The following is an 11163-nucleotide window of genomic DNA, read 5'->3' as shown; positions in this document are numbered from 1 at the left end:
TGCCGCCGGACGGGCTGCGGTAGCCGGTGGCGTCGCTGCCGGAGGACTCAGCGGCGCAGGCGGCGTCGCACCGATGATCGGTGCGGTAGCCGGCGTGGCCGCCCGGCGCGTGGACGATGGCGGGTCGAGCAGCAAGGTGTACTCGCGCACCAGCCGGCCCGACGTCCAGGACAGCTCGAGGATCACGTCGACGAAGGGCTCCTGGACCGCACGGTCGCTGAAGACCCGCAGGTAGGGCCGACCGTCGGGCCGGCGCTCGAGGGTGACGCGTGTGCCGGTGAGGACGGCGTTGTACTCGACTCCGGCGGCCCGGTAGGCATCGGGCGCCGCGACGCGAGCCTGCAGGTTGGCCGCCTCCTCCGGCGTGAGGCTGGTGATGTCGATTTCCGCCCGCAGTGCCTCGCCGAGCGCAGACTGGACCGTCACTCGGCCCAGACCCAACGCCGCGGCCGGACCGGCCGCCAGAAACATGGCGGCCGCAGCCACCCCGGACAGAGCGAAACGCCCTAGGGAACGTGAAGATGGTTTCAAGGCGTCTCCCAATGAAACAAGCCGCCAGCGCGCAAGCAGGCCTGCAGAGTCATCGATATTTATGAATTTTCCGCAGGAAAGACAGAAATCACAATAGCATCAAGCAGATACGATGACAAGCTCATGCAATGGCTGACATTCGCGCCAGCCCCGATAGCCGGAAACATTGCACGAACTGTGGGCCGCACGCCACACCCCTGAGACTCTTTATTGTTCGATGATGATGCGCAGCATGCGGCGCAGCGGTTCAGCAGCCCCCCAGAGGAGCTGATCGCCGATCGTGAAGGCACCGAGGTAATCGGGCCCCATGGCCAGCTTGCGCAGACGCCCCACCGGGATGGTCAGCGTGCCGGTGACGGCCACCGGGGTGAGGTCGCGCAGGGTGTCCTCGCGGGTGTTGGGCACCACTTTCACCCAGGCATTGTCAGCGGCAATCATCGCCTCGATGTCGGCCAGTGGCACATCCTTCTTCAGCTTGAAGGTCAGGGCCTGGCTGTGGCAGCGCATCGCGCCGATGCGCACGCAAAAGCCGTCCACGGGAATCGCCGGCGTACCGAAGCCTTCGCCGATGCCCAGGATCTTGTTGGTCTCGGCCCCGCCTTTCCATTCCTCACGGCTCACCCCGTTGCCCAGGTCCTTGTCGATCCAGGGGATCAGTGAGCCGCCCAGGGGCACGCCGAAGTGGGCCACCTCCTCGGCCGACAGGCTGCGCTGCTTGGCGATGATGCGCCGGTCGATCTCGAGAATGGCACTTTTGGGGTCGTCCAGCAGGGCGCGCACTTCGGCGTTGAGTGTGCCAAATTGCGTGAGCAGCTCGCGCATGTGCTGCGCCCCCCCGCCCGAGGCAGCCTGGTAGGTCATCGTGCTCATCCACTCGACCAACCCGGCCTTGTACAGCGCACCCACCCCCATGAGCATGCAGCTCACGGTGCAGTTGCCCCCGATCCAGTTGCGCCCGCCTTTGGCCAGCGCATTCTTGATCACCGGCAGGTTCACCGGGTCGAGAATGATGACGGCATCGTCCTTCATGCGCAGCGTCGAGGCCGCATCGATCCAGTGGCCTTTCCAGCCGGCGGCGCGCAGCTTGGGGAAGACCTCGGAGGTGTAGTCGCCGCCCTGGGCCGTCAGGATGATGTCGCAACGCTTGAGCGCCTCGATGTCGAAGGCGTCCCTCAGCGTCGTCTCGTTCTTTGCCATGTCCGGGGCGGCACCGCCCGCATTGCTGGTGCTGAAGAACAGGGGTTCGATCAGGTCGAAATCACCTTCGGCGCGCATGCGATCCATGAGCACCGAACCGACCATGCCACGCCAGCCCACCAAACCTACCAAAGTCGTTGCCATCGTTGTCTATCGCCAGAAGTTGCCAAGAGGATGTGGATTCGTTCCACCGGATTCCCCGAATGCCGGCGCCCGGGGCCGGACTTGGGGGCTCAGCCCTGCGCTTTCAGTCGGGCGACCACAGCGTCGCCCATCTCCTTCGTGCCCACGCGGGTGGTGCCTTCGCTGAAAATGTCGGCCGTGCGCAGGCCTTGGGCCAGCACCTCCTGCACGGCGCGTTCGATGCGGTCGGCCGCCTCGGCCTGGTTCAGGCTGAAGCGCAGCATCATCGCCGCACTCAGGATGGTGGCCAGCGGATTGGCCACACCCCGCCCCGCAATGTCGGGCGCCGAGCCGTGGCTGGGTTCGTACAGGCCCTGCCCGCGGTCGTTGAGAGAGGCCGAGGGCAGCATGCCGATCGAGCCCGTCAACATCGCGGCCTCGTCGGACAGGATGTCGCCGAACATGTTGCCGGTGACGATCACGTCGAATTTCTTCGGCGCCTTCACCAACTGCATCGCAGCGTTGTCGACGTACATGTGCTCGAGTTCCACGTCCGGGTACTGCGCATGCACCTCGGTGACCACATCCTTCCAGAACTGGAAGGTCTCCAGCACATTGGCCTTGTCGACACTGGTGACCTTCCTGCCACGCTTGCGGGCGGCCTGGAAGGCCACATGGGCGATGCGCTCGATCTCGGGGCGGCTGTAGCGCATCGTGTCGAAGGCCTCCGGCGCCCCCTGGAAGGCACCGTCGGCCGATGCCCGGCGGCCGCGGGGCTGGCCGAAGTAGATGTCGCCGGTGAGTTCGCGGATGATGAGGATGTCCAGCCCGGCCACCAGCTCGGGCTTGAGGCTGGAGGCGTGGGTGAGCTGCTCGTAGCAGATCGCGGGGCGGAAGTTGGCAAAGAGCTGCAGGTGCTTGCGCAGACCCAGGATAGCCTGCTCGGGACGCAGCGCACGCTCGAGCTTGTCGTACTTCCAGTCGCCCACGGCACCGAAAAGCACGGCGTCGGCCTGCTGCGCCAGCGCCAGGGTGGGTTCGGGCAGCGGATGGCCGTGCGCCTCGTAGGCGGCGCCGCCCACCAGGGCCTGCTCCATCTCGAAGTGCAGGTCGAGCGAGCCAAGCACCTTGACGGCCTCGGCCACGATTTCGGTGCCGATGCCGTCACCCGGCAGGACTGCGATCTTCATGGTCGTCCTTGTGTTCTTGAGACCCGTGGCCAGCCTCAGCCGACCAGCCGGTGGTTGAGCCAGGGCTTGCGCGCCAGGCGTTCGGCCTCGAAGGCCTTGATTTTGTCGGCGTGCCGCAGGGTCAGGCCGATGTCGTCGAAGCCGTTGAGCAGGCAGTACTTGCGAAAGGCCTGCACCTCGAAGGCCAGTTCGGTGCCGTCGGGCTTGAGCACCACCTGCCGAGGCAGATCGATCGTGAGCTCATAGCCGACGAAGGCATACACCTCGTCGAACAGCCGGGCCACCTCGTGCTCGGGCAACACGATGGGCAGCAGCCCGTTCTTGAAGCAGTTGTTGAAGAAGATGTCGGCAAAGCTCGGCGCGATCAACGCGCGAAAGCCGTATTGCTCGATCGCCCAGGGGGCGTGCTCGCGGCTGGAGCCGCAGCCGAAGTTCTTGCGGGCAAGCAGCACTGACGCGCCCTGGTAGCGCGGCTGGTTCAGCACGAAGTCCGGGTTCGGTTTGCGCGTGGCCGGATCCTGCCCCGGCTCGCCGCGGTCGAGGTAGCGCCATTCGTCGAACAGGTTCGGACCAAAGCCCGTGCGCTTGATCGACTTCAAGAACTGCTTGGGGATGATGGCGTCAGTATCGACGTTCTCACGATCGATGGGCGCCACCACGCCTTTGTGAACGGTAAAGGGCTTCATGAGATCACTTCTTGCGGCTGGCCGCCTCTTCCATCTTCTCGCCGACCTTCTGGACATCCTTGCCCAGCCCTTCGATGGTGTTGCAGCCGGCCAATCCGAAAGCCGTCACCATCAGCATGATCCACAGATGTCTCATGGCTCGGTCTCCCCTCAGGCAATGCGGCGCACATCGACGAAGTGGCCCTCGATGGCCGCCGCCGCAGCCATCGCCGGGCTGACCAGGTGGGTGCGCCCGCCGGCACCCTGCCGCCCCTCGAAGTTGCGGTTGGACGTGGAGGCGCAGCGCTCACCCGGTTCAAGACGGTCGGCATTCATCGCCAAGCACATCGAGCAGCCCGGCTCACGCCATTCGAAGCCAGCCGCCTTGAAGACCTGATCCAGGCCCTCGCGCTCGGCTTGTTCCTTCACCAGGCCCGAGCCGGGCACGACCATCGCCAGCTTCACGTTGGCCGCCACCTTGCCCCCGAGGCGGCGCACGACGGCCGCCGCCTCGCGCAGGTCTTCGATGCGCGAGTTGGTGCACGAGCCGATGAAGACTTTGTCGACGCGGATGTCCGACACCGGCTTGTTCGGCTCGAGGGCCATGTACTGCAGAGCCCGCTCCATCGCGCTGCGTCTGACGGCATCTTTTTCCCGCTCGGGGTCGGGCACGCAGTCGTCGATCGAGACGACCATCTCGGGCGAGGTGCCCCAGGTCACCTGCGGGCGGATTTGGCTGGCGTCGAGCTCGACCACCGCATCCCAGTGCGCGTCCGGGTCCGAATGCAGGGTGCGCCAGTAGGCCACGGCCTGATCCCACTCCACGCCCGTGGGCGAATACGGGCGCCCTTTGACGTACTGGATCGTGGTGTCGTCCACCGCCACCAGGCCGGCACGCGCGCCGGCCTCGATGGCCATGTTGCACACCGTCATGCGGCCCTCCATGCTGAGCGCGCGAATCGCACTGCCGGCGAATTCGATCGTGTAGCCGGTGCCGCCGGCCGTGCCGATGCGGCCGATGACGGCCAGCACGATGTCCTTGGCGCTACAGCCCCTGGGAAGCTGCCCTTCCACCTTGATCAGCATGTTCTTGGCCTTCTTGGCCAGCAGCGTCTGGGTGGCCAGCACGTGCTCGACCTCGCTGGTGCCGATGCCGTGGGCCAGTGCGCCGAAGGCCCCGTGGGTGGAAGTATGGGAGTCGCCGCAGACCACCGTCATGCCCGGCAGCGTGGCGCCCTGCTCCGGGCCGATCACGTGCACGATGCCCTGGCGCTTGTCGTTCATCTTGAACTGCGTGATGCCCAGCCGGTCGCAGTTGCGGTCCAGCGTCTCGACCTGCAGGCGAGAAATCGGGTCGGCAATGCCCTGGCTGCGGTCGGTCGTGGGCACGTTGTGATCACTCACCGCCAGGTTGGCCGACAGGCGCCAGACCTTGCGACCGGCCACCTCCAGCCCCTCGAAGGCCTGCGGGCTCGTCACCTCATGCAGCAGGTGGCGGTCGATGTAGAGGATGGCCGTGCCATCTTCCTCGGTGTGGACGACATGCTCGTCCCAGATCTTGTCGTACAGCGTGCGGCCCATAGCAAGCTCTCGGTGCAGCCTCGTGGGTGGTGAACGAATGATTTTAAGCTTTTGCAAGCAAAAACCCCGGCTCGGGGCCGGGGTTGGGAGGTGGGGATCCGCTCAGACCGCCAGGGGCGGCCCGGCCCCTGCGTCAGCCCCGCTGGGCTAGGGGTTTCACCTCGCGCTTGGGCGAGCCGACGAAGAGCTGGCGCGGACGGCCGATCTTGTACTCCGGGTCGCTGATCATCTCGTTGAGCTGGGCGATCCAGCCCACCGTGCGGGCCAGCGCGAAAATGGCCGTGAACAGGCTCACCGGAATGCCGATGGCGCGCTGGACGATGCCCGAGTAGAAGTCGACGTTCGGGTAGAGCTTGCGGGCCACGAAGTATTCGTCTTCCAGCGCGATCTTCTCGAGCTCCATGGCGAGCTTGAACAGCGGGTCGTTGCCCAGGCCGAGCTCGCCCAGCACCTCGTGGCAGGTCTCGCGCATCAGCTTGGCACGCGGGTCGTAGTTCTTGTAGACGCGGTGGCCGAAGCCCATCAGGCGCACGCCCGAGTTCTTGTCCTTGACCTTGGCGATGAACTCGCCGATCTTGGCCACGCCGCCCATCTTCTGGATGTCCTCCAGCATGTTCAGGCAAGCCTCGTTGGCCCCGCCGTGGGCCGGACCCCACAGGCAGGCCACGCCGGCGGCGATCGCAGCAAACGGGTTGGTGCCCGAAGACCCGCACAGGCGCACCGTGGAGGTGGAGGCGTTCTGCTCGTGGTCGGCGTGCAGGATGAAGATGCGGTCCAGGGCACGCACCAGCACGTCGTTGGGCTCGTATTCCTCGCAGGGCGTCGCGAACATCATGCGCAGGAAGTTCGCGGTGTACGACAGCGAGTTTTTCGGGTAGATGTAGGGCTGGCCGATGGAGTACTTGTAGGCCATGGCCACCAGCGTGGGCATCTTGGCGATCAGACGGATCGCCGAGATCTCGCGGTGCTGCGGGTTGTTGATGTCGGTGCTGTCGTGATAGAAGGCCGACATGCCGCCCACCAGGCCGGTGAGCACGGCCATCGGATGGGCATCGCGGCGGAAACCACGCAGGAAGAACTGCATCTGCTCGTTGACCATCGTGTGGTTGGTCACGCGCGAGTCGAAGTCCTTCTTCTGGGCGGCGTTGGGCAACTCCCCGTACAGCAGCAGGTAGCAGGTGTCGAGGAAGTCGCAGTGCTCGGCCAGTTGCTCGATCGGGTAGCCGCGGTAGAGCAGCTCGCCCTTGTCGCCGTCAATGTAGGTGATCGACGAATTGCACGAGGCAGTAGACAGGAAGCCGGGGTCGTAGGTGAACTTGCCCGTCTGCGCGTAGAGCTTGCGGATGTCGATCACGTCCGGGCCGATCGTGCCCTTGTAGATGGGGAGCTCCATCGAGGGGCTGCCGTCCGAGAACGACAGGGTGGCTTTCACATCAGACGGTGTCATGGCTCTTCCTTGAGGCTATCCAAAAAACGTCATCCGCGCCGACGCAGCAGGGCCAGCACTTCGCGCACCTCGGCGCGATCGAGTTCGCCCTGCGGCTCCTTGCGGGCCAGCAGCAGATCCAGCAGGTCGTTGTCGGCCAGCTCCATCAGGGCCTGCAGCCCCTCGGCCTGGCGCACCGTGATCGTCGACCCGTGGCGTGCGAAGAAGCGCTCGATGAACAGGTCGTTCTCGAGCAGGCCACGCCGGCAGCGCCAGCGCAGCTTGCTCAGCGAGCGTTCGTCGAGTGCAGTGTCCATCATGCAGCTTGCAGGGACCTTATCACGGCACGCGAGCGCCTCAGACGGCGCGGCGCACCATCAGCTCCTTGATCTTCCCGATGGCCTTCGTGGGGTTCAGGCTCTTGGGGCAGACGTCCACACAGTTCATGATGGTGTGGCAGCGGAACAGGCGGTACGGATCCTCGAGGTTGTCGAGACGCTCGCTCGTGGCCTGATCGCGGCTGTCGGCGATGAATCGGTAGGCCTGCAGCAGGCCGGCCGGGCCGACGAACTTGTCCGGATTCCACCAGAAGCTCGGGCAGCTCGTGGAGCAGCTCGCGCACAGGATGCATTCGTACAGGCCGTTGAGCTCGTCACGCTCCTCGGGCGACTGCAGGCGCTCCTTCTCGGGCGGCGGCGTGTCGTTGACGAGATACGGCTTGATCGAGTGGTATTGCTTGAAGAACTGCGTCATGTCGACAATGAGGTCGCGCACCACCGGCAAACCCGGCAGCGGCTTGAGCACCACCACCTCGGGCAGCGTGCGCATGTTCGTCAGGCAAGCCAGGCCGTTCTTGCCGTTGATGTTCATCGCGTCCGAGCCGCACACGCCCTCGCGGCAGGACCGGCGGAAGGACAGTGTGGGATCGACGGCCTTGAGCTTGACGAGAGCGTCCAGCAGCATGCGCTCGGAGCCGTCGAGCTCCACCTGCAGGGTCTGCATGTAGGGCTTGGCGTCCTTGTCCGGGTCGTAGCGATAGATCTGGAAGGTTCGCAGGGTCATGGGGGTACTCCGGGCGCAGACTTCAGAAGGAACGGACCTTGGGTTCGATGGAATCGACGGTCAGCGGCTTGAGATTCACCGGCTTGTACTCGAGACGGTTACCCTCGCTGTACCACAACGTGTGCTTCAACCAGTCGCGGTCGTTGCGGCCGTTGGGGAACTCCGGCGTATCACCGTAGTCGTTCACCGTGTGGGCACCGCGGCTTTCCTTGCGGGCTGCCGCCGACACGATCGTCGCCTGCGCGGCCTCGATCAGGTTCTCGACCTCCAGCGCCTCGATGCGGGCGGTGTTGAACACCTTGGACTTGTCCTTCAGTGCGATCGCCTTCACGCGCTCGGCGATCTCGGCAATCTTGCGCACGCCCTCGTCCATGCTGGCCTGCGTGCGGAACACGCCAGCGTGCTGCTGCATGGTCTTGCGGATGTCGTTGGCCACGTCTTGGGCGTACTCGCCCGAGGTGCTGGCCTCCAGGCGCGCCAGGCGCGCCAGCGAGCGGTCGGCCGCATCCTGGGGCAGGGGATTGTGGGCCTTGGGCTCCTTTTTGAGGGTCTCGACGATGTGGTTGCCGGCCGCACGGCCGAAAACCAACAGGTCGAGCAGCGAGTTGGTGCCCAGGCGGTTGGCGCCGTGCACGCTCACGCAGGAGCACTCACCCACCGCATACAGACCCGGCACCACGCTGTTGGGGTTCCCGTTCTTGGGAACGACCACCTGCCCATGGATGTTGGTCGGGATGCCGCCCATCTGGTAGTGGATGGTGGGCACCACGGGGATCGGCTCCTTGGTGATGTCGACGTTGGCGAAGTTGTGGCCGATCTCGTAGACCGAGGGCAGACGCTTCATGATGGTCTCGGCACCCAGGTGGGTCATGTCGAGGACCACATAGTCCTTGTTGGGACCGCAGCCGCGGCCTTCCTTGATCTCCTGGTCCATGCAGCGCGAGACGAAGTCGCGCGGGGCGAGATCCTTCAGGGTGGGCGCATAGCGCTCCATGAAGCGCTCGCCGTTGCAGTTGCGCAAGATCGCGCCTTCGCCGCGGCAACCCTCGGTCAGCAGCACGCCCGCGCCGGCCACGCCGGTGGGGTGGAACTGCCAGAACTCCATGTCTTCGAGCGGGATGCCGGCACGCGCGGCCATGCCCAGGCCATCGCCGGTGTTGATGAAGGCGTTCGTGGAGGCCGCATAGATGCGCCCGGCGCCGCCGGTGGCCAGCAGCACGGTCTTGGCTTCGAGGATGTGCACGTCGCCGGTTTCCATCTCGAGTGCCGTCACGCCCACGACGTCGCCATCCGCGTCACGGATCAGGTCCAGCGCCATCCATTCGACGAAGAACTGCGTGCGGGCCTTGACGTTCTGCTGGTACAGCGTGTGCAGCATGGCGTGGCCGGTGCGGTCGGCCGCGGCACAGGCGCGCTGGACCGGCTTCTCGCCGTAGTTGGCCGTGTGGCCGCCGAAGGGGCGCTGGTAGATCGTGCCGTCCGGGTTGCGGTCGAAGGGCATGCCGAAGTGTTCGAGTTCGTACACGACCTTGGGGGCCTCACGGCACATGAACTCGATGGCGTCCTGGTCACCCAGCCAGTCCGAGCCCTTGACGGTATCGTAAAAATGGAAATGCCAGTTGTCTTCCGACATGTTGCCCAGCGAGGCGCCGATGCCGCCCTGGGCCGCCACGGTGTGGGAACGGGTCGGGAAGACCTTGGACAGCACGGCCACGTTCAGGCCGGCCAACGCGAGCTGCAGGGAAGCCCGCATGCCGGAGCCGCCGGCTCCGACGATGACGACGTCAAACTTGCGCTTGGGCAGAGAAGTTCCGATTTGCATTTACAGCCTCCACAACACCTGGATCGCCCAGCCGGCGCAGCCGACCAGCCACACGATCGTGAACACCTGCAGCACGAGCTTGATGCCCACGGGCTTCACGTAGTCCATCCAGATGTCGCGCATACCCACCCACGCGTGGTAGAGCAGCGAGATGATCACGGTGAAGGTCAGCACCTTCATCCACTGGCTCGAGAAGATGCCAGCCCAGCGGTCATAGCCCAGCTCTCCGGGCATCAGGACCTGCACGAGCAGGACGAGGGTGAACAGCGCCATCAGCGCCGCCGTGACGCGCTGGGCCAGCCAGTCGCGAAAACCGTAATGCGCCCCGACCACCAGGCGCTTGGATCCGTAGTTCTTGCTCATCGCGGGATTCCGTTCCTGTTGTTCTGTATCGCCCCGGCTCAGTACAGGCCGAAGAGCTTGGCACCGAGCACCACCGTCAGCAGCAGGCTCGACGCCAGCGTGAAGATGGCGGAGCTGCGGCCCTGTTCCTTCGAGACGGTGTGGTAGACGTCCATCCAGAGGTGGCGGATGCCGGCGATGAAATGGTGCAGGTAGGCCCAGATCAACGCCAGCACGATCAGCTTGAGCAGCCAGCCGGGCACGATACCCAGGCCCACCTGAAAGGCACTGGCGAAGCGATCGAAGGAGACCTGCGAGCTCACGCTGGTGTCGAACATCCAAATGACCAGCGGCATCAGCAGGAACATCAGCGCGCCGCTGATGCGGTGCAGGATGGACACGATGCCGGCCGCAGGCAGCCGGTACTTGATGATCTCCGTGACATGGATGTTTCGGTAGACCGGTCTTTCTTTGGCGATCTCAGGCATACCCAACCTTGTGTAACAGATGTGAAACTGGTTGATTTTATTGCAACGCAACAGCACCGGATCGCCGACATTGCGAGCAACGCACCGTCATTGCAGCTCGTTGCGGTAATAGTGGGTGGCGGTGTTGTATAGCCCCCGGCGGAACTCCACCGGGCGGTCACCATACGTCAGGGACAATCGCTCCACGCTGAGCAGGGGATAGCCGAGTTCGACCTGGAGCAAGGCGGCGCAGGCCTCGTCGGCGGCCACCGCACGCAACTTCTCTTCGGCGCGGATCATGCGCACGCCGAATTCCGTCTCGAACAGCGCGTACATGGGCCCGCGATACTCGCCCAGGCGTTCGGCCGTCAGCCCCTTGAAGAGCTGACCGTTGAGCCAGATATCGTCGAGCACCACCGGCGCCCCCCGCGCGCTGAGCAGGCGGCGGATCTGCAGGGCCGCATCGCCGGACTTGAGCTCCAGGGCACGCGCCACCTCGGCCGGGGCGCGCAGACGGCGGCAGTCGATCACGCGGCGCTCGAACGGGGCACCGCCCGGCTCGTCGGGCGTGAGGCGCAGAAAGCGGTACTGCACGCGCTCCTCGGCGTGGGTGGCCACAAAGGTGCCCTTGCCCTGGCGGCGAACCAGCAGGTTTTCGGCCGCCAGCTCGTCGATGGCCTTGCGTACCGTGCCCTGACTGACGCGAAAGCGTGCCGCCAGCTCGACCTCGCTCGGGATGGCCTCACCCGGGCGCCAC

General features: G+C 65.3%; 13 protein-coding genes. All 13 read right to left on the bottom strand.

The genetic code is table 11. The features are described from left to right. A partial coding sequence (locus tag ACK42S_RS11340; protein ID WP_409707209.1) for a FimV family protein occupies positions 1 to 426 on the bottom strand: 426 nt, incomplete at its 3' end. 312 nt (positions 427 to 738) lie between these two features. After that, positions 739 to 1872 (bottom strand): aspartate-semialdehyde dehydrogenase, encoded by a 1134-nt coding sequence (gene asd, locus ACK42S_RS11335; protein WP_409707206.1) that lies wholly within the window; start codon positions 1870 to 1872, stop codon positions 739 to 741. 89 nt (positions 1873 to 1961) lie between these two features. Further along, complete coding sequence (gene leuB / locus ACK42S_RS11330) at positions 1962 to 3041, bottom strand: 3-isopropylmalate dehydrogenase (protein ID WP_409707203.1); 1080 nt, start codon at positions 3039 to 3041, stop codon at positions 1962 to 1964. A gap of 35 nt (positions 3042 to 3076) precedes the next feature. Continuing rightward, on the bottom strand, positions 3077 to 3727 hold the full coding sequence (gene leuD / locus ACK42S_RS11325; RefSeq protein WP_409707200.1) for a 3-isopropylmalate dehydratase small subunit: 651 nt from the start codon (positions 3725 to 3727) through the stop codon (positions 3077 to 3079). 4 nt (positions 3728 to 3731) lie between these two features. Beyond that, a complete protein-coding gene (locus ACK42S_RS11320) occupies positions 3732 to 3863 on the bottom strand; it encodes an entericidin A/B family lipoprotein (protein WP_409707197.1) in 132 nt (43 codons plus the stop codon). A gap of 14 nt (positions 3864 to 3877) precedes the next feature. Beyond that, positions 3878 to 5287 (bottom strand): 3-isopropylmalate dehydratase large subunit, encoded by a 1410-nt coding sequence (leuC, locus tag ACK42S_RS11315; protein ID WP_409707195.1) that lies wholly within the window; start codon positions 5285 to 5287, stop codon positions 3878 to 3880. 133 nt (positions 5288 to 5420) lie between these two features. Beyond that, on the bottom strand, positions 5421 to 6734 hold the full coding sequence (locus tag ACK42S_RS11310; RefSeq protein WP_409707192.1) for a citrate synthase: 1314 nt from the start codon (positions 6732 to 6734) through the stop codon (positions 5421 to 5423). Between the two features lie 29 nt (positions 6735 to 6763). Then, on the bottom strand, positions 6764 to 7033 hold the full coding sequence (locus tag ACK42S_RS11305) for a succinate dehydrogenase assembly factor 2 (protein ID WP_409663385.1): 270 nt from the start codon (positions 7031 to 7033) through the stop codon (positions 6764 to 6766). Between the two features lie 37 nt (positions 7034 to 7070). After that, complete coding sequence (locus tag ACK42S_RS11300; RefSeq protein WP_409707189.1) at positions 7071 to 7775, bottom strand: succinate dehydrogenase iron-sulfur subunit; 705 nt, start codon at positions 7773 to 7775, stop codon at positions 7071 to 7073. 22 nt (positions 7776 to 7797) lie between these two features. Beyond that, positions 7798 to 9597, bottom strand: coding sequence for a succinate dehydrogenase flavoprotein subunit (sdhA, locus tag ACK42S_RS11295; RefSeq protein ID WP_409707186.1), 1800 nt, complete (start codon positions 9595 to 9597; stop codon positions 7798 to 7800). After that, on the bottom strand, positions 9598 to 9960 hold the full coding sequence (gene sdhD / locus ACK42S_RS11290; RefSeq protein ID WP_409707184.1) for a succinate dehydrogenase, hydrophobic membrane anchor protein: 363 nt from the start codon (positions 9958 to 9960) through the stop codon (positions 9598 to 9600). Positions 9961 to 9998: 38 nt separating this feature from the next. Next, complete coding sequence (sdhC, locus tag ACK42S_RS11285; RefSeq protein WP_409707181.1) at positions 9999 to 10427, bottom strand: succinate dehydrogenase, cytochrome b556 subunit; 429 nt, start codon at positions 10425 to 10427, stop codon at positions 9999 to 10001. Between the two features lie 87 nt (positions 10428 to 10514). Next, a partial coding sequence (locus tag ACK42S_RS11280) for a GntR family transcriptional regulator (RefSeq protein WP_409707178.1) occupies positions 10515 to 11163 on the bottom strand: 649 nt, incomplete at its 5' end.

Origin of the sequence: Caldimonas sp., from assembly GCF_046289365.1 — a bacterium.
Lineage (GTDB): Bacteria > Pseudomonadota > Gammaproteobacteria > Burkholderiales > Burkholderiaceae_C > Caldimonas.
The sequence above is the reverse complement of the archived record's forward strand: the minus strand, read 5'-3'. Positions and strand labels throughout refer to the sequence as shown.

What these genes read in the sequence shown, in the direction of transcription:
- asd (WP_409707206.1), bottom strand. Translation starts at nt 1,872, where the DNA reads ATGGCAACGACTTTGGTAGGTTTGGTGGGCTGGCGTGGCATGGTCGGT.
- leuB (WP_409707203.1), bottom strand. Translation starts at nt 3,041, where the DNA reads ATGAAGATCGCAGTCCTGCCGGGTGACGGCATCGGCACCGAAATCGTG.
- leuD (WP_409707200.1), bottom strand. Translation starts at nt 3,727, where the DNA reads ATGAAGCCCTTTACCGTTCACAAAGGCGTGGTGGCGCCCATCGATCGT.
- ACK42S_RS11320 (WP_409707197.1), bottom strand. Translation starts at nt 3,863, where the DNA reads ATGAGACATCTGTGGATCATGCTGATGGTGACGGCTTTCGGATTGGCC.
- leuC (WP_409707195.1), bottom strand. Translation starts at nt 5,287, where the DNA reads ATGGGCCGCACGCTGTACGACAAGATCTGGGACGAGCATGTCGTCCAC.
- ACK42S_RS11310 (WP_409707192.1), bottom strand. Translation starts at nt 6,734, where the DNA reads ATGACACCGTCTGATGTGAAAGCCACCCTGTCGTTCTCGGACGGCAGC.
- ACK42S_RS11305 (WP_409663385.1), bottom strand. Translation starts at nt 7,033, where the DNA reads ATGATGGACACTGCACTCGACGAACGCTCGCTGAGCAAGCTGCGCTGG.
- ACK42S_RS11300 (WP_409707189.1), bottom strand. Translation starts at nt 7,775, where the DNA reads ATGACCCTGCGAACCTTCCAGATCTATCGCTACGACCCGGACAAGGAC.
- sdhA (WP_409707186.1), bottom strand. Translation starts at nt 9,597, where the DNA reads ATGCAAATCGGAACTTCTCTGCCCAAGCGCAAGTTTGACGTCGTCATC.
- sdhD (WP_409707184.1), bottom strand. Translation starts at nt 9,960, where the DNA reads ATGAGCAAGAACTACGGATCCAAGCGCCTGGTGGTCGGGGCGCATTAC.
- sdhC (WP_409707181.1), bottom strand. Translation starts at nt 10,427, where the DNA reads ATGCCTGAGATCGCCAAAGAAAGACCGGTCTACCGAAACATCCATGTC.